Origin of the sequence: Bifidobacterium sp., assembly GCF_022647885.1 — a bacterium.
Classification (GTDB): domain Bacteria; phylum Actinomycetota; class Actinomycetes; order Actinomycetales; family Bifidobacteriaceae; genus Bombiscardovia.
In genome coordinates this window covers 1,494,285-1,518,697 of the sequence record NZ_JALCLM010000001.1, presented here as the reverse complement: position 1 = coordinate 1,518,697, position 24,413 = coordinate 1,494,285, and the positions used below count along the sequence as shown (strand labels likewise).

The window sequence follows — 24,413 nt, the reverse complement described above, 5'->3', positions numbered from 1 at the left end:
AGAGACCGTATAACGGCATAAACCCCTTAACAGAACCTTTCGCTGTACATGAAGCATACTGTTCAGGGGTTCCTTTTTATGACATGCTTCACTAGACTGGCAACGCTGTCTTGACACGGTGTAGATGGCACTGTACGAGCGGCAGAGGAATGGGAGGACGCGAATTGACCGATCCTGAACGGAACGTGGATGCGTCACAGGACGTGGAGATGAGTCAGTACGTTGCTGACCGCGCACACGTAAATGAAGACAAGATAAAGCAGGATGACCAACTCATTGCTGAATTTGGTGAGTATGGTTATGGCTGGCATGATACCGATAGCGCAGGCGAAGCAGCTAAAAAAGGTATCAGCGAGGATGTAGTCCGGGCAATATCCGCAGATAAAGGTGAGCCTGAATGGATGCTTGACATTCGACTTCAGGGCTACCAGTCATTTCTTGACAAGCCCATGCCTGATTGGGGCGTTGATCTCAGCGGCTTCGATGCTAATGATTTTAAGTATTATGTGAAGCCTCTGGATAAACAGGCTAAAACTTGGGAAGAGCTGCCTGACGATATCCGCAACACGTATGACAGGCTGGGAATCCCAGAGGCTGAGAAGAATCGTCTAGTGTCTGGTGTGGCAGCACAATATGAATCTGAAGTTATTTATAACTCGATTCGCGAAGACTTGAAGGAACAGGGAGTGATCTTCCTCGACACCGATACGGCTGTCAAGGAATGCCCTGAACTCGTTAAAAAATACTTCGGTAAGGTGATTCCACCAGATGACAATAAATTTGGTGCTCTCAATACTGCAGCATGGTCAGGTGGATCATTCGTCTATGTGCCCAAGGGAGTTCATGTCGATATCCCGCTACAGGCTTACTTCCGTATCAACACCCCAAATATGGGTCAGTTCGAACGAACTCTCATAATTGCCGATGAGGGTTCATACGTGCACTATGTTGAGGGTTGCACAGCGCCGATTTATTCTACAGATTCTTTGCACGCAGCCATTGTAGAAATCTTTGTAGAGCCACATGCTCGAGTGCGATACACTACGGTGCAGAATTGGTCTAATAACGTCTACAACCTGGTAACGCAACGTGCGTACGTCCGTGAGGGCGGCACGATGGAATGGGTTGACGGCAATATCGGTTCTAAGGCCACGATGAAGTATCCGGCTTGTATCCTTGCGGAGCCATATGCCAAGGGTGAGACGATGTCTCTTGGTTTCGCAGGGCAAGGGCAGTATCAAGATACTGGAGCCAAGATGATTCATTTGGCGCCTCATACCAGTTCGACTATCGTAGCTAAATCAATTTCTCGAGGTGGTGGTCGATCTGCGTATCGTGGTTTGGTAAAGATACTCAAAGGCGCTGAAGGTTCGAGCTCCTCTGTGGTCTGCGATGCACTATTGGTCGATGAATATTCACGTTCAGATACATATCCGCATGTTGATGTACGCGAAGATGACGTTTCTATGGCGCATGAGGCCACTGTTTCCAAGGTTTCCGAAGATCAACTCTTCTATCTTATGAGTAGAGGTCTTGAAGAGAAGGAAGCCATGGCAATGATTGTTCGCGGATTTGTTGAGCCAATTTCGCGTCAGTTGCCAATGGAATATGCACTTGAGCTGAACCGTTTGGTGGAATTGCAGATGGAGGGGTCGGTAGGCTGATGAGTGAATCGGAACGTATTACAGAACATGAAGTGACGATGCCACAGGCAAATCCTCACGATCCCTACGCCATTCCAGCGTTGATGCCGTCGAGTGCAGATAGATCACCTCGTTCGTTCTCACCAGACACTTACAAGATTCCTACGCGCAGACAGAATGATTGGCGTTTTACGCCGGTTGATCGTATCCAGGAATTCTTTCAGGTATTTGAACCGTCAGGTAAGACCTCAGTAGCAGTGAGTTCTATTGATGGAACACCACTTGATGATTCCGTGGTTCGCGTGAGTCGAGTGTCTAAAGACACAGCTCCGAGTGGCACTATTTCTATGCCTAACGATCGTGTGTCATCAGTCGAATGGGCTAGCGCACAAGAAGCAGTGGTGATTGATGTTCGTAAAGACACTCAATCGCCAGTGTTGGTGACGGTAACAGGCGGTGGACTTGAGCTTGACGCGCTGCATTTGGTGATCGCAGTCGCTGATCGAGTTCATGCTGATGTTGTGGTTGAGCATCAAGGGCAAGCCAAACTCGCAGAAGGTGTAGAAATCACTACTGGTGAGCAATCTCATGTGAGCACCACATTCGTGCAGGAATGGACACACGACTCCAAACATGTCGGCAATCAACGTATCCACGTTGGCAAAGAAGCATCTCTGCGCCATTCAGTGGTCACACTTAGCGGTGATGTGATTCGACTCCGTATGGATCAAGATTTTGGCGGACCACAAGGTGATCTCAACATGTTGGGCATCTATTTTGTTGATCCTGGTGAACACATGGAGCATCGCACGATGGTGGTACATAACCATCCTGAATGCAAATCCCGAGTGGTATATAAGGGTGCTCTTGAAGGTAAGGGGGCTCATTCGACGTGGGTTGGTAATGCTATGATTTTGCCTTCTGCTCCAGGGACCGACTCATATGAGCTCAATAGAAACCTAGTGCTAACACCAGGTGCTGTTGCAGATTCTGAGCCAAATCTTGAAATTGAGAATGGCAACATTATCGGTGCTGGACATGCAAGCTCGGTTGGTCGCTTTGATGACGAGGAGCTGTTTTACCTACAGTCTCGTGGTATTACCTCTACCGAGGCACGCAAGCTAGTAGTTAGAGGTTTCTTCGGAGAGTTGATTGAAGAAATTGGCATCCCCTCGATTTCTGGTCATTTGATGAGCACAATCGATCGCAGACTCGCCAAGGGAGAGTCAGAGGATATGCAACACGTTTTGGAGGAAAACTGATATGGCAACGCTGGAAATCAAGGATCTGTATGCTTCTGTCGAGACCAAGGAAGGTAAGAAACAGATTCTCAAGGGTGTAAACCTGACAGTAAACTCAAATGAGACGCATGCCATCATGGGACCTAACGGTTCAGGTAAATCGACCTTGGCTTATACACTCGCAGGTCATCCAAAATATGAGGTTGATTCTGGAGTAGCCCTTCTTGATGGTGAAGATATCCTCAAGATGACACCAGATGAGCGAGCCAAGGCGGGGCTGTTTTTGGCAATGCAGTATCCAGTAGAAGTTCCTGGTGTATCGATGACTAATTTCTTAAGAACTGCTAAAACTGAAATTGATGGTAAGGCACCAGCGATTCGACAATGGACTAAAGATCTTTCAGGCGCTATGAAGAAGTTACGAATGGATCCTAAGTTTGCTCAACGTTCGGTTAATGAGGGCTTCTCAGGCGGTGAGAAAAAGCGTGCTGAGGTATTGCAACTCGAGTTGTTGAAGCCGAAGTTTGCTGTTCTCGATGAAACTGATTCGGGCTTGGACGTTGACGCTCTGCGCATCGTGTCTGAGGGTGTGAATCGTGCTAAAGAGAATTCCGGATTAGGTATCCTCATGGTTACGCATTACACACGTATTCTCAGATACATCAAACCTGATATCGTTCATGTGTTTGCTGACGGTCATTTTGTGAAAACGGGTGGACCTGAACTTGCGGATGAGCTTGAAGAATCAGGATATGACCGCTACCTGCCTGAAGGCGCAAACTCGGAATCAGCGCTGGCCTGATGAGTGTATTAGACGAGTTTGAGTCGATAAGACAACAGTTTCCTATCCTCGATCAACAGATACATGGTCACCCTTTAGTCTATTTAGATTCAGCAGCTACGTCTCAAAAGCCTGAGTCTGTTATCGAGGCTGAGTCAGAGTTCTACCGCACCATTAATGCCGGAGTGCATCGTGGTGCGCACGAGCTCGCGGCCAGAAGTACCGTAGCATTTGAAGAATCGCGTGCGAAGATTGCACGTTTGGTTAATGCCAATGCACAGGAAGGTGAAGAGGAAATCGTCTTCACCGCAGGGGCGACTGCATCGCTAAACCTGTTAGCTACTGCTTTTGGTAACGCTTCATTAGGTCAGGGCGGGGCAGCAGCTCAACGTTTTGCTCTCCACGCTGGTGATGAAATCGTGGTCAGTAAAGCTGAGCATCATTCAGTGCTGTTACCTTTCCAAGAGTTAGCTCAGCGCACAGGAGCAACACTGAAGTGGTTTGATTTGGATGATGAAGGACGAGTGCTTGCTGACACTGCATCGACTGTTATCACTGCTCAAACCAAAGTGGTGGCTATAACCCATGTCGGAAACACCACAGGCGCTATCACTAATATTGCCCCGATTGTTAAACGCGCGCACGAAGTCGGAGCGATCGTTGTGTTGGACGCATGCCAATCGGTGCCACATTTAGCTGTGGATTTCCATGCACTCGATGTTGATTTTGCGGCTTGGAGCGCTCATAAAATGTATGGGCCAACAGGAGTTGGTTTCTTGTATGGTAAACGAGAACTACTCGAGGCACTTCCTCCTGCAAACTTCGGCGGGTCCATGGTCGAATTGGCATTTATGGATAAACCTGCCCAATACATGGCACCTCCTGCTCGTTTTGAGGCCGGCACTCAACCAGTAGCACAAATTGTAGCTGCTGGTGTTGCAGCTGACTGGCTGATGAATATTGGCATGGAACGGGTTGAAGCTCATGAGGCAATGATTACACGCGAATTGCTGAAGCTTGGTGAAGTTGAGGGTGTACGTATACTCGGCCCCAATAGTCCAGAACAACGCATTGGTACAGTTGCTTTCGATGTGGCTGGCGTGCATCCTCATGATGTAGGTCAATTCATCGACGCACAGGGGATTGCCATCAGAGTTGGCCATCACTGTGCTCAGCCAGTCCACAGGCATTTTGGTGTTTTTGCTTCAAACAGGGCATCTAGTGCTGTATACAACAGTCCACAAGAGGCTCAGCAGCTTGTGGATGCAGTAGCGGGTGTGCGAGCCTTCTTCCGCGTCAAGTGAAGAAGTATCGATTACTACACAGGAAACGAGTATTTTAGACTCCATGGCTTTATATGGCATGACTGATGAGGATCTTGAGCAGATGTACCAGGAGGTTATTCTGGATGCTGCAAGAGATCCTCACGGCAAAACAGATTTAGGCGTATCTGAGACTGAATCGGATGGAAGCACCACACTCGCAGTAGCGCACGAGTATTGTGTCCCAGCGCAATCTCACCAATTTAACCCGACATGCGGTGACGAGGTAACAGTTCACGTTGAAGTTTCTGACGGCACTGACGGCAATCCACCTCGTATCCAGCGTTTAGTATGGGACGGCCAGGGCTGTTCAATTTCACAGGCCAGTCTGTCAGTTATGGTTGATCTGATTGAACATAAAACGGTTGATGAAGCCATGAAAGTAGCCCAAGACTTTCATACACTTATGGATTCTCGTGGCAAAGGAATGCCTGAAGATTTTGATGATGAGGCGCTGGGAGATGCTGTGGTATTTCAGGGCGTCTCGAGGTATCCGATGCGTATAAAATGCGCTTTGCTAGGTTGGGAAGGCATGAAAGCCTCAGTTGCTCAGGCACTGTCTGCGTTGGAGAATAAGCCAGCAGCCGTTTTACAAACGAAGGGACGTTAAGATGACGCACTCAAGCTTGGTTCCTGAGCCTACTGGTTCGATACTTGACTCTATCGAGTCAGTGGTCGGTAGTGAGGACGCTGCACGTAAAGTCATGGCTAATCCAGAACGTGCTGCCTTATACAATCGCTCTGCTGATTCACACTCTCACGCCAATGATTCGAACTGCGCCTGTGGTGGTAGCTGCGGCTGTGGTGGAGATGACGATGAGGCACAGATTCCTATCAAAGCTCTTGATGACATCGGACGGGCAACGGCTCAAGATGTGATGGAGGCTCTCCATCAAGTTATCGATCCTGAACTTGGTATTGATGTGATAGACCTTGGTTTAGTCTATGGCATTGAAATCGACGAGCAGGGTAGAGCAATTATTACGATGACGCTTACCACACCGGCATGCCCGTTGACGGATATGCTTGAGGATCAATGTGCCAGCGTGCTAGCGGGGTTGGTCGAAGAATTTAGAATTGATTGGACATGGACTCCACGCTGGACGATGGACATGATTTCTCCAGAAGGTCGTGAACAGTTGGCTGCTCTCGGGTTTAACTTCAGTGCAATGCCTCACACCTGAGCATTCTAGAAGCGAATCGCGTCTGGATCTCTTTTGTGTAGGGTTTTATAGTGATACCCGATGTATATCTTTTCCAAGAATGGCGGAATGGCGCGGTTTTATTGATTGATATAGTCGAGTTTCTCGAGCAAATCCCTACACAATCGTTTTAGCTTGCTCGATAATGGTGAGTATTCAAGCGAATTGCTTCGATTATTGAGAAAAGCCACCTCTGCGGAGGTGACTTTTCTCAATAATTACTGAATTGAATCAGATTTGATCAATCTTTAACTACTGTGCCCTTTGGCACCACGGTTATTCCCTCCGCAGTTACAGTAAAACCGCGTTCGATATCGTGTTGAGTGTCAATGCCGACTGTTGCATTCTCTTCAAGAATCACATTCTTGTCGATTATTGCTTTATAGATGCGTGCACGTCGATTAACAATCACGCCGTTGAATAGAATTGAGTCGACAACCTGTGCCCAAGAATGGATTCGTACATTCGGAGATAACACCGAGTGATGAACCTCACCACCGGAAACGATAACGCCTGGTGAAACTATTGAATCAGTAGCGTGGCCAAGCCTGTCTTGTCCTGAGTGAACGAACTTCGCAGGAGGCAGTGAACCGATGTTGGTGTAAATAGGCCATTGTGTGTTGTAGAGATTAAATTCTGGTACGTAGGCAATGAGATCCATGTGTGCGTCGTAGAACTGTTTGATGGTTCCCACATCTCGCCAATATGCATGATCTTTGGTATTTGAGCCAGGTACGTCATTCTTGTTGAAATCATAGACGCCAGCTTCATGTCGCCCAGCAAAGAATGGCGCAATATCGCCGCCCATATCGTGTTTCGTGTCCGAAGCTTTTTCGTCGAGAGCTAATGCCTCGAATAAGGCTTTGGTATTGGCAACATAATTGCCCATCGAGGCCAGAATCGTGCTGGGGTCATCCGGCATCACAGAAGGGTTATCCGGCTTTTCTTGGAAGCTGCGGATCATGTCAGGGTGATCAGGGTCTACATCTATAACACCAAATTGTTTAGCATCTGTAGCGGGCTGTCTTATTCCTGCAACGGTAAATTCTGCTCCAGAATCGATATGCTGCTGAACCATCTGTTCAAAATCCATGCGGTAGACGTGATCAGCGCCAAGAATAACGACAATGTCTGGACGGACATCTTCGATGATATTGATGGTCTGGTAAATAGCGTCAGCAGAGCCTAAATACCAATGCTTACCGAGACGCTGCTGAGCTGGAACAGGGGAGACATAGCTGCCAAGCATCGGTGAAAAACGCCACATCTGTGATATATGACGATCAAGAGAGTGTGACTTATATTGCGTTAATACCACGATTTGTCGGTAAGCAGAGTTCACCAGATTACTTAAGGGGAAATCAATGAGGCGGAATACCCCACCAAAGGGAACGGCTGGTTTTGCTCTGTCTCGCGTGAGCGGCATTAGCCGGGTTCCCTCTCCTCCTGCCAGAACAATGGACAGAATCTTAGGATTCTTACTCATCTCGCTCTCCTTCCGTCAGCTTGATGGCGTACGACCCGCTGAAGCAGCCGATTCGCGACATTGCGAAACTTCATCGCCTCCATCATTGCATAAATTCTTGACTTGCTGGCAGAATATGCGACTTCAGCGCGTCACACTGCTGGATTACTCTATGTCAGAGTGTCATGAAGAGCATGACGCAATCTTTACGAGAGAGAGCAGTTATGGCAAAGTCAATCGGTTGGAAGTTGCACGGTGACGGCAAAACGCTGGCGCCGGGTGAAGTTGTCGAGCCTGACGAACGGCTGACATGGCCGAGAACCATCGGTATTGGTGCTCAGCATGTCATCGCAATGTTTGGTGCTACATTCCTGGTTCCAGTTATCACTCATTTCGACCCTTCTACCACACTCTTTTTCACTGCTATAGCAACCGCATTGTTCCTGTTAATCAACAAAAACAAGTTGCCTAGTTATCTGGGAAGTTCATTTGGATTCATAGCACCCATTGCCGCTGTTGCGAGTGCGAATAAAGGCTTGGCAGTGGCCAGTTTTGGTATTCTCATCACCGGTGTGCTGTTGGCTGTCGTTGGTATTGTCGTTCATTTTGCTGGGGCAAAATGGATTGACATGTTAATGCCACCAATAGTTAACGGAGCTGTTGTGGCCATCATCGGCTTTAACCTTGCACCTTCCGCTTGGACGAACTTCAAAGGTGCACCGGTTACAGCTTTGGTGACATTACTGGCCGTTATGCTGGTCGGCGTGCTGTTCAAAGGCATGATTGGACGTCTGAATATTCTTATTGGCGTGTTAATTGGATATGCATTTGCATATTTCAGAGGCGAAGTTAAGTTAGCTGCTATAGAACAAGCGGCATGGATCGGTTTGCCAAAGTTCCATCTTCCACAAGCTGATATGAGTATATTGCCGATGTTTATTCCAGTAGTGCTCGTCTTAATAGCAGAAAACATTGGACATATTAAGTCTGTCTCACTGATGACTGGACGTAATTATGATAAACAGATGGGCTCTGCACTGTTCTCTGATGGTGTGGGAACTATGCTTGCCGGTTTTGGTGGTGGTTCCGGAACTACCACATACGCTGAAAATATTGGTGTGATGGCTGCAACAAAGGTGTACTCCACAGCTGCCTATTGGTGTGCGGCAGCCTTTGCGTTTATTTTGGCACTGTGCCCTAAATTCGGTGCTGTTATTAATTCGATTCCTGGGGGAGTCCTCGGCGGTGTAACTACACTGCTCTACGGCATGATTGGCATGCTCGGTGTGCGTATCTGGGTTGAGAATAAGGTCGATTTTGGGCAAAACATCAATATGATGGTTGGTGCTGTCACGATGATTGTGGGTATCGCGAATTTCACCTTCGCTATTGCTGGTATCAGCTTCAACGGTATTGCTATTGGCTCGGTTGCTGTTCTTGTGCTGTATCACGGATTGACTGCCATTGGCCGTGCAACAGGTACAATTCCACGTGAGAACAGTGCTATTAAAAACGGTGCTGCTGAAAATAGTAATTCTGACGATTTGCAGCAGTGAGATTAATACATTCAGTCAGATATAGGTGCTGATGCTTGTGCGCCAATATCTGAGGTAGCCCAGAAAGCCACGGCGCTTGAGGCAGCAACATTGAGGCTGTCCACGCCGTGGCCCATTGCTATTTTGACCGTTAAGTCTGTTTGAGCAATAGTTTTGGACGAGAGTCCGTCACCTTCAGTACCAAAAATCAGAGCGAGCTTGTCAATGTGCGTTGGGTCCTGGTGACTGTTTCCTAGACGAGTCACTAATTCTTGCATCGATAGTGAATCGTCCTGTAAAGCCATCGCTACTGTAGTAAAGCCAAGATTATGCAATTCTTTAAGGCCGACTTGCGGCCAATCCGCTGAATTATCTGGACAAATTCGCGTCCATGGTACTTGAAAAACAGTCCCCATTGACACCCTGGCTGCTCTACGGTACAGAGGATCTGCGCAAGAGGGTGTCAGCAACACCGCGTCAATATCCAAAGCAGCTGCAGAACGCATAATTGCGCCCACGTTAGTGTGATCGACGATATTTTCCATAACGGCTATACGCGTTGCATTGCGGCATAAGTCTGCAACAGTAGGCAGTGTCCACCGTTTCATTGCACTGAGAGCTCCGCGATGCAGACGGTAGCCTGTAATACGTTTGAGTTGTTCAGGGGAAGCTACATAAACGGGAATATCAGTACCCCAATGAGCGTCTACGAATGCGAAGGTATCGCTCATACCGCTCAACCAAGGTTCTTCAACAAGAAAAGACTTCACCTCGACACCTGAATTGAGAGCGCGAGTGATAACCTTCGGAGATTCGGCAATGAATACACCGTGTTCCGGTTCAAGTCGATTGCGTAATTGAAGTTCAGTCAAGTGGGTGTACTCGGCGATTTGTGTGTCTTCAATACTGCTTATGTGTATCAGTCGCATTCTGTACCACCGTCCTAGAGTATTGCTGGCAAAGGCCGAGCTGCACAGCATGTAAGACATGCTCGATGCGAACAAGGCTTCATTCAAACAAAAACGGGAGTCCGAAGACTCCCGCTACTTGTGTCCGGAGCGGGACTTGAACCCGCACGCCTGTATAAATAGGCACTAGCACCTCAAGCTAGCGCGTCTACCATTCCGCCACCCGGACATATGCTGTTTAGGCAACGGATGAAACTATAACACATTTTCACGACCATGGTTTGCCGTGTCGCAATGCGTTTTCTTGAGAGTTTGAGCTGGTAAGTTGAATTTTCGCATTGTCGAACACCTCTCAATGGCTTCTGGCACGGTACTCTGGTGTGCATGACTGAAGCGCTGTTTCTTTTCGACCCAACTAGTGATGATGCACCAATTCAGACCGATGAGTTGCACTCAGGATGGAATATCGCACTTCCTCAGAGTGTGCGTAAGCATGCTATCCAGGTTATGAGGCTGGGACGTGGCGATGACCTGGAATTATCAGATGGGAAAGGATTGCGGATTCAGGCAAGAATCGAGGATGCGGAATCAGGTTTGGTGAAGATCCTCTCTGTCGGCAGACAAGACAAGCCAGTTATGAGACTCGCATTAATCCAGGCTTTAGCTAAAGGTGGGCATGATGAACAGGCCATAGATATGGCCACACAGATTGGTGTCGATGTTGTCATTCCTTGGCAGAGTTCCCGTTCAATCGCTCGTTGGAAAGATGGTCGCACAGATCGCAAATGGTTCCAAACTTTGCAATCAGCTACTGAACAGTCGCGTCGATCATGGCTTCCTGAACTGTGCGACCATGTTAGTGACAAACAGATTGTGGCAATATGTCAGCGGGCAAATGTGCATGGTGATTTGGTGATTGTCTTGCACCAAGATGCTACCGATACTTGGTCTCAAATCGAAACAGCTGTGGATGATATGGCTGCCAAATGTCTAGCCGATGCCCGTCCCCGCACAATATCGGTGATTGTGGGACCTGAAGGTGGTATTAGTGACGAAGAAATCGAGATGTTCCGTTCCGCAGGAGCAAAGTGCTGCGTATTAGGCACAAATATTCTTAGAGCTTCTTGTGCTGGGGTTGTTGCATTGTCTCTGCTATCTCGAACGCTTGGTAGATGGTCGTGATGACTATCAGAACAACTAAATAATGCGAAATCTTGTCAATAAACGCTGGCGATAAGCCGAATTATCGCGCTTTTGCAATAGCATGGTAGGAAAGTGATAGTTATCGAAGGAGTCAACGTGAGCGATGGTGAAGACTGCTTGTTTTGCAGCATTATCAAAGGGGATATCCCGAGCACCAAGGTTTTTGAAGATGAGCGTGTTTTTGCTTTCGAGGATATAGCTCCGAAAGCTAAAGTTCACGTACTGATAGTGCCCAAAAAACATGTTGCTTCTGTTGCTGAATTGGCAGATTCAGACTCTCAAACCTTGGCACACATCGTCGATGTTGCTAAAAACATTGCGCAGGAACGTTACAACGGTTCGTTTAGATTAGTTTTTAATACTGGACGTGATGCCGGTCAGACAGTGTTCCACGCTCACGCTCATGTGCTCACCGGCGAAGTGTTGGACGAGTAGCGTATTACTATTAAATCAAGAATAGAGAAAGGCTTCCGTGGCCACAACTACACGTACCATCACGATTCCGTCGGAGCTTGATCCGGTGGCAGTACTCGGGCCAGTTGATGAGGTTATCAGGGAAGTTGAGCGCGCATTTCCTGATTTGACTATCATCGTTAGAGGTAATCGAGTAGCGATTATGTCGCGAAGTAAGCAGACGGAATCGCAGGCAGCGAAAGCACAAGATGTTGTCAGTGCAATCATTGATGCTGCATACTCAGCGCCAATGGATGCCGATACTGTTAGGCGGCTTATTGAAACGCAGCACGTTCATGGCACTCACAGTCGTCGTTTGGATCGCGAAACTCCAAAAGTATTACGTCAAGAACGAAGTACGGCAAAAACTATGAATGTACCAGGAGTGATTACATATGCTTCAGGAGTTCCTGTACGCCCTAAAACTGCAGGTCAGGTCTCGTATGTCAACGCTATTGAAAAAAATACTATAACCTTTGCCATCGGTCCGGCAGGAACAGGCAAAACGTACCTGGCTGTTGCGAAGGCAGTTCACGCATTTCAGAATAAGGAAATCAGCAGAATCATTTTGACTCGACCTGCTGTTGAGGCCGGCGAAAATTTGGGATTTTTGCCAGGCACATTGAATGAGAAGGTCGATCCTTATCTTCGTCCACTGTACGATGCGCTCTCCGACATGCTTGGTGCCGAACAAATGCGTCGATATATGGATGATGGAACTATAGAAGTAGCGCCGTTGGCTTATATGCGTGGAAGAACATTGAATGACGCCTTTGTGATTCTTGATGAAGCTCAAAACACCACAGAGCAGCAGATGAAGATGTTCTTGACAAGGCTAGGTTTCAATACACGCATGGTCGTTACTGGAGATATTACTCAGGTGGATTTGGCAGTACCAAAATCTGGATTGGCCACTATCGAAAGCATTTTGCATGGGATTGATGATATTGCTTTCGCGCACCTTGATGCTACAGATGTAGTGCGCCATGCCCTCGTAGGCAAAATCGTGCAAGCATATGACCGTCGAGCGCAGCAAGGTGCAGCTGTATCTGCTCAACGCCGTACTGTTGCAAAGGGCTCAGCATTATGAGCGTTGAAGTTACTAATGAAACATCATGGAATATTGAACCAAAGCTGTTCTCTGATTTAGGAATATGGGTTTTAGATCAGATGAGGGTAAGTACGCAATCGGATCTCACCGTGCTATTTTACGAAGCAGATGCCATTGCTGAGCTTCACGAGAGATGGATGAATCTTTCTGGCCCTACTGATGTGATGAGCTTTCCTATGGATGAGTTACGTCCAGGTGATGGGAAAACTGTAGTTGAAGGAATCTTAGGGGATATTGTTATTTGCCCTCAAGTGGCTTCGCAGCAGGCAGTTTCTGCAGGGCATTCAACTATGGAAGAGATGTTGTTGTTGGCGATTCATGGGATGCTGCATTTGTTGGGTTATGACCATACCACCGCTGAGCAAGAACGGCAGATGTTTGGCTTGCAACGGCAGCTATTGCTGACGTTTTTGGCACAGCTGCCGGCTGGTACCACACAGGCTTGGATTCAAGATCGCGAAAACACTTCAACCACACGAGTTGTGGGTGACCGCGATGATACACAGAAGGATATTGAGGCGTGAATATGCAGGCTGAATTACTTGCACTCGTCGTGGTAATGGTACTGGTAGCATCTGCGTTGGTTTGGCTCTCTCTGGTGATGGCAGCGACAGAAGGTGCTGTGTCAAGAGTCACTCGAGCGAGTTTGAATAATCTTATTCTTACTGTGCAAACAGATCTTGATCTCGGACAGTTCTCACGTATGAAGAGAATTGAAAAAATTCATAGAGTTCAGCGTTTGATATCTGATCGTTACGCTACTGCTGGCTCGTGTGCCTTCTTTCGCATCGTATGTAACATCTTAGATGGTGCGTTAGTAGTTACCATCATTTCGCTATTCGGTCTGCCCTTGTGGGTCGGTGTGGTATCTGGATTGATCTTTGCGTTAATTGTGGGTTTTGTATCAATTCTTGTTCGTCCACGAGTTGCTGGAGCTTCCAAGCCTCTTGATATTATGCTGGCCTACGGCAAAATTACTGCTGTCGCTACGGTGCTGACGCCCTTTGCTAAAGCTCGCAACCCTAATAAAGGGCGTAAACATAATAAGGATGTCAGTCTGTCCGATGACGAAGAGCTTGAAAAAATTCAATTGGAACAGGGTCGGGCTATGGTCGACAGACTTGTTGAAACCAATGGTTTTGATCCTGAAGTCTCAGAAATGCTTCGGAATGTACTCACTCTGTCTGATACGTTGACCAGAGAGATCATGGTTCCTCGAACGGATATGATTTGTGTCGATCAGCACGTCAGCTTGCGTTCTGCGTTGAAACTATTTTCTCGTTCAGGTTTTTCCCGCATTCCAGTGATTGGGGAAGACGTCGACGATCTGGTGGGTGTTGCTTATCTCAAAGATGCCGTCAGAACGGTGGCTTTTAATCCTGCTGCTGACGGGCGTGAAATCGCTTCTGTGTGCCGTGATCCTATGCTGGTACCAGAATCAAAGCCTGTTGACGACCTTTTTCACCACATGCAACAAACAAGGCAGCACGTAGCAATTGTTGTTGACGAGTATGGTGGCATTGCTGGTATGGTCACTATCGAAGATGCCATTGAGCAAATCGTTGGCGAGCTTGAAGATGAACATGATAGAACGCAGCATCAAGATCCCGAAAAGGTTAAAGACTCTACGTGGAAACTCCCCGCACGCACATCAATTGCTGATCTAGAAGAGATCTTTGAAATCGATATCGATGAAGACGATGTGGATACTGTCTATGGCTTGCTGACGAAGGTACTCGGTAGAGTACCTATAGTTGGCTCGTCAGCTGTAGTAAGAGGCCTGCGCCTTACTGCTATTGACTCTGCAGGACGACGTAAGAAAGTATCTACGATTCTTGTTGAACCCGCAGCAGCATCGAGTGAGGCTTCTGCTGAAGAGGATACACAAGCAATTGAAGACAAGTCAGATGAACAGGAGTAATCAATGAGTTTGGAAGCTTCAAGCTTGCAGGGTACATCGCAGGCTGATTCCGACAACGCACTGCGAGATGATATGCCATATCGTTCTGGCTTCGTTGCTGTTGTAGGTCGACCGAATGTTGGTAAATCAACATTGATTAACGCTCTCATTGGCACTCAAATTGCTATATCTTCTTCGCGGCCGGAGACTACACGAAAAGCAATTCGTGGGATTTTGACCTTAGACCATGCGCAGTTAGTTTTGGTTGATACGCCAGGGATTCATCGACCTCGCACCCTGTTAGGGCAGCGGCTAAATGACATGGTCGATGAATCCCTAAGTGAAGTGGATGCCATCGCATTTCTCTTGCCTGCCGATCAAGAGGTAGGACCAGGGGACACTCGCATTCTTACTCGCTTACGCTCCCAATATGGCAAGGGAGCCGAAGGCAAAGATGGTTGGAAAGTACCGGTTATTGCAGTAGTAACAAAAATCGACACTCTCGATAGAGAAGCGTTAATCAGCAAATTGATTGAAATCGAGCAATTTGGTGCTTTCTCTGAAATCATTCCGGTTAGCGCAGTGCAGCATGACAATCTCGATGAAGTGCAATCTCTTCTAGTTCAAGCTATGCCCGAGGGTCCGAAGATGTATCCGGACGAACAGATTAGCGAAGAAAAACCCGAAGATACCATAGCAGAACTGATACGTGGAGCATTCCTGGAAGAGCTAGATGACGAACTGCCTCATTCCTTGGCGGTGGTAGTGGACTCCGTTATTTATCCTGATGAAGACAACAGTGGTGATGATTCAGTTAATCCTAGCGACAAAGTTCGTGTGCTGGTGTCTATATATGTTGAACGCGATTCACAGAAGCCCATCATCATTGGTAAGGGTGCACAACATTTGGTGCAGGTGAAAAAGAAGTTACGCACTCCCGTCAATCGTATTATTGGCCAAAAATCCAAATTGGAACTACACGTTAAAGTATCTAAAGGATGGCAGTCCGACCCTAAGAAGTTGGCTCGTCTCGGTTTTTAGATGAAACTTTTCATAGGAATGAGTCTCCTATGAAAACAAATACGAGTGTGCAACCTCCTACATACGATCACGATTTTCCGCGTGAAATGTAGAAAGTTGCACACTCGATTATGAGACAGCAGTGTGACGCAGCTACTTTCTCGGAGTGTACATTTGGGTATTCAGTAAATCGTTATAACGCGCGATAACTTTTGGACGGATGACCTTCATTGAAGCAGTCAGGAGACCATTTTCTTGAGTGAAATCCTCTGGAAGGATAATGAATTTACGTACTGACTCAGCGCGTGAAACACCCTCATTGGCGGTGTCAACGAACTTCTGAACTTCTGCTCGTACCGCGGCGTTTTGTGCAGCTTGTGCCACAGGCATATCCTTGTCAAGTCCTTTGGAAGCGAGCCACGGTCGTAAAGTTTCTTCATCGAGCGTTACTAAAGCCGAGATAAATGGACGTTTATCACCAAGCACAACGGCGCGTGAAACAACTTCGGAACGTTGAATCATTTCCTCAATAGGACCAGGGGAGACGTTTTTGCCGCCTGCAGTAATAATCAAATCTTTCTTTCGGCCAGTAATATACAAGAAGCCGTCGCTGTCTAAACGTCCCAAATCCCCAGTGGCATACCAACCGTCTTCGGTGAATGAACTCGTGGTAGCTTCATCATTCTTGTGGTAGCGGTGGAAAACACTTGTTCCTGAAATCTGAATTTCACCATCTGCAGCAATGCGTATAGAGAAATCAGGGAAAGCGATGCCAACGGATCCTTCGTGGAAAGGCGTGCCTAGTGGGCTGAAGGCACACGGTGCCGTTGTTTCGGTGAGTCCATAACCTTCATATACCGGTACGTCGGCACCACGGAAGAAGCTCAGCAATGCTGGGTCTATCGGGGCTCCACCGGAAACAATCCATTTAGCACGTCCACCTAATGCTTGGCGCAATGAGCTATAGACTACCGGGTCAAAAATACCTCTGCGCAACGAGGTTCTAGTATTAGCTTTACCTGATTCGGAGACCTGCTTCATATAGTCTTGAGCAGCAACCACGGCAGCAGCGAAGGCCATTCCCTTAGCGCCATGTCCTGCCTTTTGAGAAGCCGCATTATAGACTTTTTCAAACACACGCGGAACACCAATCATCACTGTTGGCTTTGCTACCTGTAAATCAGAAATTAGAGTTTTAATACCTTGCGCGATATAAATCTGTATGGAACTGTACGCGCACGCGTAATTAATTGCTCGAGCAAATGAATGTGCCTGTGGAAGAAACAGCAACACAGATCCATTAGTATCACCAAGTAAATCCGGTATATAGGCATTAAGATTCAGTGCTAAGTTGCAATAATGCGCATGTGTCATCTCAACGCCTTTTGGCGCAGCAGTTGAGCCTGAGGTATACACAATTGAGCACAAATCACTGGCGTGTATTGATGCAATTCGGGCGTCCAAAGCCTCATCGCTTACTGAGGTCCCGTAGGCTTGAAGTTCTTCTAGTGCGCCATTTTCAAGGCAAGAGATACGTTCAAGACTTGGACATTCTTGAATTGCTCCGTCTGCTTTTTCTCGCATTTCGCGTGTTTCTACTATCAGCAGGCTTGCATCAGAATTATTGACAATGTAGCGGATTTGCTCTGCTGAATCGGTGTCGTAAACAGTCGCTATAACACCACCGACTGCAAGAACTGCTGCATCAACAATATTCCACTCATAACTGGTGTGGCACATAAAGGCGACTGAATCACCTTTTTTCATTCCTGCGTGCAGTAGTCCCTTTGCAGTTGAACGAATATCTTCAATCGTTTGGGTGGTGGTTTTACTAATCCACTCACCGTTACGTTGGAAGTGATACATCGTTTCCCCGGGCATGTTTTTGGCCCTTAAGGCGTACAAGTCGTAGATAGTCATATCATCAGAGAGAGTATTAGCGCCCGTAGTTGAGGTAGTTAAGAGGCCTGATACTGGGTCTACTGCAGTAACTGTGGGATAACCCGCTGACCATTCATGGATAATTGTGTCGGACCCGACTGTTGGGTTTGGTGTTGATAAGGGACGTTCAGCTGTATCGACCCTCTCGTGTTCATGGTATCTACCCACGCTGGCTGCGCGTTGTGCCATTGCACCGAGGTAGGACTTCGCAGATTTGATCAAAGACACGCTCTCTCCTCTATCTATACGACCTTCTAACAGTAGCCCGTGGAATGGAGAAAATTGCATAGACACACGTATATGAGGCTAAGCGAATAATGTATACACTGTGCATAGTGAGATTCGTACAAATCCTACACGCAAATTAAGAAGGAAATTCTATGGGTCAAGAAAACCATTCAGCGGTGACTTATGGAGTTCTGCGTGAACAGTCACCAGAAGAGTCCCGTGTGGCACTTACTCCTGACGTTGCTACCCGCCTCAAGCGTCTACACGTCACTTGTAATATTGAATCAGGTGCTGGCCTGACTGCAGGATTCAGTGATGATGACTACCGGCAGGCTCAAGTCAATGTCTTAGATAGAAACGCAGTGATTACGCAGTCCCAAGCGTTAGGATTTGTTAGCCGTCCGGATGCTGATGTGCTCAAGGCCCTTGCATCAGGAACCTGGATTCTCGGAATTCTAGGATCGTTTACGGACTCTCAATACATTCAACAACTTGAATCCGCTGGGTTAATTGCCGTTGCTTTAGAACGTTTGCCCAGACAACTCAGCTCGGCGCAATCCATGGATGAGATGACCTCACAAAATTCTGTTATGGGGTATAAGGCAGCACTCGTTGCGGCGAATGCCTATGCCTCATTCCTGCCCATGATGACAACCGCAGCAGGCACTGTACGCCCTGCGAAGGTATTAGTGCTGGGTGCTGGGATTGCAGGGCTACAAGCCATAGGCACTGCCAAACGTCTTGGAGCTGTGGTGACAGCTTACGATGTTAGACCTGCAGCTCGTGAAGAGATTGAATCGTTGGGAGCTAAATTCCTCGACCTCAATATTGATTTGTCTTCTGGGCAGGGTGAGGGAGGTTATGCGCGTCAACTTTCCGCACAGGAGCAAGCTGAGCAACAGGCCGCGGTTGATCGCAGCGCTTCACAATTTGACATCGTCATCACCACAGCCAAAGTTCCCGGTCGTAAGCCGCCTGTACTGCTGACTGCCGCAGGAGTTGAAGCACTTCACCGTGGTGCTGTCATCGTAGACTGTGCAGCCAGTGACTTGGGAGGCAACGTTGAGGGGTCCACTCCAGGGAAGACCACAACTGCCGGTGGGGTTATTATCCTTGGCTGTCCCAATCTTGCTAGCGAGGTTTCTTCAACAGCATCCAGACTATTGTCCCGTAATTTGGCAGATACCCTTGCGCACTTTATCGACAACGACACTACTTTACATGTGGATTTGAGCAGTGAACTCGATAAGGCACTAATTGTTGCTGGGAAAAACGAGGAAGGTAAGTAATTATGGAAGAGCTCGTGGTACCCATAACGTTGTTCATCATGGCGTTATTACTTGGCGTTGAAGTAATCGGCAAAGTGCCCGCCACTTTACATACGCCTTTGATGAGCGGAGCAAATTCCATACACGGCATTGTCATCGTCGGTGTCGTTATTGTTGCTGCGCACGCAGATACTCCACTATCGTATGTTTTTATTTTCCTAGCAGCGGTACTTGGAACAATGAATGTTGTCGGAGGATATGTGGTCACAGACCGCATGTTAGAGATGTTCAAATCGTCAAAGCCAACCTCGACTCAGTCTCCTACAGCTGGAGCGATAGATGCATCCGGTAATACAAACAACCATAAGGATCGGGCCTGATGACCACCATAGATATTGTTGCATGGTTCGTGTATTTGCTTGCGGCGGTGATGTTTGTCATCGGTTTGCACTTTATGAATTCGCCTAAATCAGCTCGTAAAGGCAATCAAATCTCGGCAGCCGGCATGGTGCTTGCTGTAGTTATGGCATTCACTCGCCTGTTCTTGGTAGGGTTCCTTTCAATTACTGCCGTTATAGTGCTCGTTGCTGGTGTATTAGTCGGTGGACTGGCTGGTGTGTACTCAGCTAAAAAAGTCAAAATGACTGATATGCCCCAATTGGTATCAATTTTTAATACCGTCGGTGGAGGTGCTGCAGCACTTGTTGCACTCAACGATATTCTTGCCTCAGCCAAGACACCTGACCAGGTCGTATTGGTAACCGCAGGATTAGGTGTGCTTATTGGCTCAGTAACTTTTACAGGATCTCTGGTGGCAGCAGGTAAACTTCAAGGTATTATTCCCGGCAAACCGATAGCTCTACCTGCGAAAAACTTGTGGAATATTGTGTGTGCTGTGCTTGCGGTACTCAGCGTAGTCATGCTCGTAATGCAGTCGGAACATCGACTGCTCTGGTCTGTTTCGACAGCAGTGTTTGCGTTGTTGTATGGGTTGTTGTTTGTATTCCCCATAGGTGGGGCAGATATGCCTGTGGTGATTTCTGTGCTCAACGCATGCACGGGTACTGCCGTCGCCATGAGCGGTTTAGCAATCGATAATGTGGCACTCATTATTGCAGGCGCTTTAGTTGGCGCAGCGGGTGTGACGCTGTCGGTGTTGATGGCAAAAGCTATGAATAGACCATTGTCAAGTGTGCTATTGGGCGGTTTCGGTGACACATCGGCTAACGCAGATGTTGAGGGGCCGGAAGGCTCCATGCGCGAGACAACGGCAGATGATGTTGCAGTCCAACTTGCGTATGCGCAGAAAGTTATATTCACCCCAGGATTTGGTCTCGCACAAGCTCAAGCGCAACGCGAATTGGCTGATTTAGGAGAGTTGTTGAAGGCACGAGGCATCGAGGTACTGTATGCAATTCATCCTGTAGCTGGTCGTATGCCAGGACATATGAATGTGTTGTTAGCAGAGGCGAATGTGCCCTATGAAGAGCTTATTGATTTGGATGACATCAATCCGCAATTCCCAACTGCCTCTATTTCCTTAGTTGTCGGCGCCAATGATGTGACCAACCCCGCTGCCAGAAAGCCCGGTACTGCAGTATCGGGTATGCCTATTCTTGACGTTGATAAAGCACAGAATGTTGTGGTGATTAAGCGCGGAAGAGGTAAAGGCTATGCAGGAATAGAGAATGAACTGTATTTCAATCCCAATACGCAAATGCTCTTCGGCGACGCGAAGGCTGAGCTTCAGGCAATCATTGCAGCAGTGAAGGAACTCGACGCCTAAGGGCAGCATAAATAATCATTTGTCATACTCTGCGTGCTAGTATCTCTTTTCAGAGCTTTGGCGAGGGAATGTCACGTTGCATTCCGTAATCGACTCGGCGGACAGACCACTTCTTGTTGGAATGTCTCGGCGCGTTGAAGCGCCAGAGATGCAAGTGATTACACGACAGCCAACAAGGAGAGCATTATGGCAAATACCATTACTATTGCAGGATCAACAAGAACACAGTTCGGCAAAGGTGCTGCACGTCGTATGCGCGTAGCTCAGCAGATCCCTGCAACCATTTATGCCGGCGGTATCGAGCCAACTTTTATCGCTTTACCGATGAAAGAAACCACTAACGCACTCCGTCACACCAATGCACTGTTCGAACTCAAGTATGACGACGGTTCCAAAATGGCCGTGGTTAAGGACGTACAGCGCAATCCAGTCAAGCGCCAGATTGAGCATATTGATTTCCTTGAGGTCCGCGCAGGAGAAAAGGTTGTTGTTGAGGTTCCTGTCTTCGTTGAGGGTGAAACGAAGGGTGCTGCTGTGGCATTCGTTGACATGCAGAATCTTGAGGTTCGTGCTGACGTCACCAACCTTCCTGAGCGCATTGTAGTTAACGTTGAGGGACTTGCTGATGGTGAGAAGGTTCTTGCCAAGGACGTTGAACTGCCTGAAGGTTCAGAATTGGTTATCGATGACCCAGAAGATTCAGTGGTGACCGTTGAAGTTCCTAAGGAAGAATCTCTCGAGCCTGAAATTCCTGCAGAGGTTCCTGCAGCCGCTGACGCCGCTGAGAGTGATACCGAAACCGCAGACGCTGAGTAAGCTTTCGCTTTTCCGCAGTTTCACGCACGGCCGTCCAAAACGGTCGTGCGTTTTTTCAATATATGAGCTGTAACATATGGCATTACCTATGCTGTGTGATAGTACAGGTACAAGGGTGCCAAGCCAGAAGCCCATAGGACCCAAATTGACAAGCCGCATATGCGGCAAGAGCAAGAAGAAGCAAGATAGAGCATGACAGAGCAATCACATCACGATCCCGCGGCCTTGGATTCTCAGACCAAGGCATTTACTATTCTGGCGAATACTGAGCCGGCCTCTGAATCTAAGAGGAAAGAACTTATTGACAAGCCTGCTTTTGGTCAGGTTTTTTCAGATCATATGAGTCATATCAGCTGGACTAAAGGCGAAGGTTGGTCAGATCGTCGCGTTGAGCCATATGCACCTTTGAAACTCGACCCAGGCGCATCGGTTTTGCATTATGCCCAAGAGGTTTTTGAAGGTCTTAAGGCATATCGGCATGCAGATGGTTCGACTTGGTTATTCAGACCAGATGCCAACGCCCGTCGTTTTCAGAATTCTGCGAAGCGCTTGTATCTTCCGGAATTAGGTATTGACGACTTCTTAGGTTCAGTGGCAGCGTTGGTGAAACAAGATGTTGAGTGGGTACCTACAAGGCGTGAATACACCTTATATATGCGTCCATTCATGTTTGCCTCGGAGCCATTCCTTGGCGTTCGTGCACCCGAAGAGGTTGATTATTGCGTTATTGCGTCACCCTCAGGACCATATTTCCCAGGCGGAGTCAAGCCTGTGAGCATCTGGGTTGAGGACAAGTGGTTCCGTACTGGTCCTGGAGGCACAGGATTTGCCAAGTGTGGTGGTAATTATGCGGCATCCCTGTTGGGAGAATATCGCGGCTTGGAAAACGGATGCGAGCAGGTGTGCTTCGTAGATGCTGCAACCAAAACTTACCTTGAGGAACTTGGCGGCATGAATATGTTTGCAGTTCATAAGGATGGGCATTTGGAGACTCCAAGCCTGACAGGCAGCATTCTGCCAGGCATTACTCGCGATTCACTAATCCAATTGCTTAAGGATCAAGGTCGCGATGTTGTAGAAACGATGATTAAACTTCAGGATCTTCTCGACGATATTAAATCAGGCGAAGTGACTGAGGTATTCGCTTGCGGGACAGCAGCGATTATCACACCAATCGGTCGTTTTAAGTCGGACACCTTCGATGTCACCGTTGCAAACGGAGAGTCGGGAGATTTGACTGTTAAGTTGCGCGAAGAACTGCTTGGTATTCAGTTGGGTGAGCGTGAAGATACCCATAACTGGATGTGGAAGGTTTGCTGAAGGACTGATTTGTAATAGCTAGTGTTTTGAGGTGGGTATCATCCATAGGGTGACACCCACCTCTGATATTGCATAGCTGGCGTCGTATACGCGGTCACTTGACTCATTGTTTAATTTGTTACCATAGTGTGTGGTTCCACAACAGCCGATTCGGCCTCTGTGCTACGTGGTCAATGATGACCTTCTATGAAAGGACAGCGCTATGAAAGCGTATGCAATGCTCGGATTAAACTCAGCTGGATGGATTGAGAAGGAGGACCCAGTATGTGGTCCACTCGATGCCATATGTAAGCCTGTCGCCTTGGCTCCTTGTACTTCTGATGTGCACACCGTGTGGGAAGGCGCGATAGGGGACCGCCGCAATCTTGTCTTGGGGCATGAGGGTGTAGGAGAGATAATCGAAGTTGGTGACTTAGTGAGAGATTTTTCACCTGGCGATATTGTTATTATGCCTGCTATAACCCCAGATTGGGGCTCTCGTGAAGCACAACGCGGATATCCCGTGCACTCTGGTGGCATGCTGGGTGGTTGGAAGTTCTCTAATGGCAAGGATGGTGTTTTCGCAGAAAAAATTCATATTAACGAGGCAGATGCTAATTTGGCTTTGCTCCCTAAAGCAATAAGTTTTGAAACAGGATGCATGCTTTCTGATATGGTTCCGACAGGATTTCACGCATCTGAGATGGCAAAAGTCACGTATGGCGAGTCAGTATGCGTGATCGGCATTGGTCCGGTGGGTTTAATGTGCGTGCGCGGTGCTGTGCTGAGAGGAGCTTCAAGAATTATTGGGGTTGGTTCCAGACCAATATGCATTGAGGTTGCTAAGAAATACGGAGCTACAGACACCATCAGTTATAAGGATGGTGCGATTGACGAACAGGTTCTGGACATGACTGGCGGTGAAGGTGTTGACCGAGTGCTCATCGCTGGTGGCGATGTCGATACCTTCGAGCCGGCGATACGCATGCTCAAGCCAGGGGGAGCCATCGGTAATGTGAATTATCTTGGTAGCGGCGACTACGTGAAAATTCCAAGACTGGATTGGGGAGTCGGAATGGGACATAAAACTATACATGGTGGTCTTATGCCAGGTGGCAGACTTCGCATGGAACGGTTGGCTAGTCTTGTGGTTTACGGCAGAGTCGATCCCTCATTGATGATTACTCATCGTTTTGAGGGGTTTGAACATATAGAGGATGCGGTGGCTCTGATGAAAGAGAAGCCGCGCGATCTGATCAAACCTGTTGTTCTCGTTCAGTAACGCCTAAAA

22 protein-coding genes and 1 tRNA gene are annotated in these 24,413 nt (G+C 47.8%); 19 read left to right on the top strand and 4 right to left on the bottom strand.

What is annotated here, in order from left to right:
- Positions 1-149: 149 nt before the first annotated feature.
- Genes sufB through LKI20_RS06480 form a run of 6 tightly spaced genes read left to right on the top strand, consistent with a single transcriptional unit; the run spans position 150 to position 6,171 of the window.
- Positions 150-1,664 (top strand): Fe-S cluster assembly protein SufB, encoded by a 1,515-nt coding sequence (sufB, locus tag LKI20_RS06505; RefSeq protein ID WP_291771811.1) that lies wholly within the window; start codon positions 150-152, stop codon positions 1,662-1,664.
- The gene (gene sufD, locus LKI20_RS06500) at positions 1,664-2,905 is read left to right on the top strand and encodes a Fe-S cluster assembly protein SufD (protein ID WP_291771808.1); all 1,242 of its coding nucleotides are present in this window, start codon (positions 1,664-1,666) and stop codon (positions 2,903-2,905) included. The genes sufB and sufD overlap by 1 nt, the downstream gene beginning before the upstream one ends.
- A gap of 1 nt (position 2,906) precedes the next feature.
- Positions 2,907-3,686, top strand: coding sequence for a Fe-S cluster assembly ATPase SufC (gene sufC / locus LKI20_RS06495; protein ID WP_291771805.1), 780 nt, complete (start codon positions 2,907-2,909; stop codon positions 3,684-3,686).
- Positions 3,686-4,969, top strand: a complete 1,284-nt coding sequence (locus LKI20_RS06490) for a cysteine desulfurase (RefSeq protein WP_291771803.1) — start codon at positions 3,686-3,688, stop codon at positions 4,967-4,969. Before sufC ends, LKI20_RS06490 begins: the two co-directional genes overlap by 1 nt.
- A 43-nt stretch (positions 4,970-5,012) precedes the next feature.
- Entirely contained in the window at positions 5,013-5,597 is a 585-nt protein-coding gene (gene sufU, locus LKI20_RS06485; protein WP_291771799.1) for a Fe-S cluster assembly sulfur transfer protein SufU, read from the top strand.
- Position 5,598: 1 nt separating this feature from the next.
- Positions 5,599-6,171: a metal-sulfur cluster assembly factor gene (locus LKI20_RS06480; protein WP_291771796.1), complete on the top strand. Its 573-nt coding sequence runs from the start codon at positions 5,599-5,601 to the stop codon at positions 6,169-6,171.
- A 259-nt stretch (positions 6,172-6,430) separates the two neighbouring features.
- Here the strand turns inward: LKI20_RS06480 and glgC are convergent, their stop codons facing one another.
- A complete protein-coding gene (gene glgC, locus LKI20_RS06475) occupies positions 6,431-7,675 on the bottom strand; it encodes a glucose-1-phosphate adenylyltransferase (RefSeq protein ID WP_291771793.1) in 1,245 nt (414 codons plus the stop codon).
- Positions 7,676-7,878: 203 nt separating this feature from the next.
- Here glgC and LKI20_RS06470 point away from each other — a divergent pair, with 203 nt between their 5' ends.
- Positions 7,879-9,210 carry a uracil-xanthine permease family protein gene (locus LKI20_RS06470; protein WP_291771790.1) on the top strand — a complete coding sequence of 444 codons (1,332 nt, stop codon included), beginning with the start codon at positions 7,879-7,881 and terminating at the stop codon, positions 9,208-9,210.
- Positions 9,211-9,221: 11 nt separating this feature from the next.
- Here LKI20_RS06470 and LKI20_RS06465 read toward each other — a convergent pair whose 3' ends face one another.
- Both LKI20_RS06465 and LKI20_RS06460 read right to left on the bottom strand, forming a co-directional pair.
- Complete coding sequence (locus tag LKI20_RS06465) at positions 9,222-10,118, bottom strand: TrmH family RNA methyltransferase (RefSeq protein ID WP_291771787.1); 897 nt, start codon at positions 10,116-10,118, stop codon at positions 9,222-9,224.
- Between the two features lie 121 nt (positions 10,119-10,239).
- A tRNA-Leu gene (locus LKI20_RS06460) sits at positions 10,240-10,326 on the bottom strand.
- Between the two features lie 155 nt (positions 10,327-10,481).
- Here LKI20_RS06460 and LKI20_RS06455 point away from each other — a divergent pair.
- The 6 genes from LKI20_RS06455 to era all read left to right on the top strand — a co-directional run bounded on the left by LKI20_RS06455 (position 10,482) and on the right by era (position 15,805).
- Positions 10,482-11,279: a 16S rRNA (uracil(1498)-N(3))-methyltransferase gene (locus LKI20_RS06455; RefSeq protein ID WP_291771784.1), complete on the top strand. Its 798-nt coding sequence runs from the start codon at positions 10,482-10,484 to the stop codon at positions 11,277-11,279.
- A 117-nt stretch (positions 11,280-11,396) separates the two neighbouring features.
- Complete coding sequence (locus tag LKI20_RS06450) at positions 11,397-11,735, top strand: histidine triad nucleotide-binding protein (protein ID WP_291771781.1); 339 nt, start codon at positions 11,397-11,399, stop codon at positions 11,733-11,735.
- 37 nt (positions 11,736-11,772) lie between these two features.
- Positions 11,773-12,843: a PhoH family protein gene (locus LKI20_RS06445; protein WP_291771778.1), complete on the top strand. Its 1,071-nt coding sequence runs from the start codon at positions 11,773-11,775 to the stop codon at positions 12,841-12,843.
- Positions 12,840-13,388 carry an rRNA maturation RNase YbeY gene (gene ybeY / locus LKI20_RS06440; RefSeq protein ID WP_291771775.1) on the top strand — a complete coding sequence of 183 codons (549 nt, stop codon included), beginning with the start codon at positions 12,840-12,842 and terminating at the stop codon, positions 13,386-13,388. The genes LKI20_RS06445 and ybeY overlap by 4 nt, the downstream gene beginning before the upstream one ends.
- Positions 13,389-13,390: 2 nt before the next feature.
- The gene (locus tag LKI20_RS06435; protein ID WP_291771771.1) at positions 13,391-14,785 is read left to right on the top strand and encodes a hemolysin family protein; all 1,395 of its coding nucleotides are present in this window, start codon (positions 13,391-13,393) and stop codon (positions 14,783-14,785) included.
- Between the two features lie 72 nt (positions 14,786-14,857).
- Positions 14,858-15,805 (top strand): GTPase Era, encoded by a 948-nt coding sequence (gene era, locus LKI20_RS06430; protein ID WP_291773414.1) that lies wholly within the window; start codon positions 14,858-14,860, stop codon positions 15,803-15,805.
- Between the two features lie 132 nt (positions 15,806-15,937).
- Here era and LKI20_RS06425 read toward each other — a convergent pair whose 3' ends face one another.
- Complete coding sequence (locus LKI20_RS06425) at positions 15,938-17,914, bottom strand: AMP-dependent synthetase/ligase (protein WP_434734947.1); 1,977 nt, start codon at positions 17,912-17,914, stop codon at positions 15,938-15,940.
- Positions 17,915-18,105: 191 nt separating this feature from the next.
- On the opposite strand from LKI20_RS06425, the gene LKI20_RS06420 reads away from it, so the two are divergent.
- The 6 genes from LKI20_RS06420 (at position 18,106) to LKI20_RS06395 (ending at position 24,404) form a co-directional block, all read left to right on the top strand.
- On the top strand, positions 18,106-19,242 hold the full coding sequence (locus tag LKI20_RS06420) for an NAD(P) transhydrogenase subunit alpha (protein WP_291771763.1): 1,137 nt from the start codon (positions 18,106-18,108) through the stop codon (positions 19,240-19,242).
- A 2-nt stretch (positions 19,243-19,244) separates the two neighbouring features.
- Positions 19,245-19,601: an NAD(P) transhydrogenase subunit alpha gene (locus LKI20_RS06415; RefSeq protein WP_291771761.1), complete on the top strand. Its 357-nt coding sequence runs from the start codon at positions 19,245-19,247 to the stop codon at positions 19,599-19,601.
- Positions 19,601-21,007 carry an NAD(P)(+) transhydrogenase (Re/Si-specific) subunit beta gene (locus tag LKI20_RS06410; protein WP_291771758.1) on the top strand — a complete coding sequence of 469 codons (1,407 nt, stop codon included), beginning with the start codon at positions 19,601-19,603 and terminating at the stop codon, positions 21,005-21,007. The genes LKI20_RS06415 and LKI20_RS06410 overlap by 1 nt, the downstream gene beginning before the upstream one ends.
- Positions 21,008-21,193: 186 nt before the next feature.
- Complete coding sequence (locus tag LKI20_RS06405; RefSeq protein ID WP_291771755.1) at positions 21,194-21,823, top strand: 50S ribosomal protein L25/general stress protein Ctc; 630 nt, start codon at positions 21,194-21,196, stop codon at positions 21,821-21,823.
- 192 nt (positions 21,824-22,015) lie between these two features.
- Positions 22,016-23,143 carry a branched-chain amino acid aminotransferase gene (locus LKI20_RS06400; RefSeq protein ID WP_291771752.1) on the top strand — a complete coding sequence of 376 codons (1,128 nt, stop codon included), beginning with the start codon at positions 22,016-22,018 and terminating at the stop codon, positions 23,141-23,143.
- Positions 23,144-23,345: 202 nt separating this feature from the next.
- Entirely contained in the window at positions 23,346-24,404 is a 1,059-nt protein-coding gene (locus LKI20_RS06395; RefSeq protein ID WP_291771749.1) for an NAD(P)-dependent alcohol dehydrogenase, read from the top strand.
- Positions 24,405-24,413: the final 9 nt, after the last annotated feature.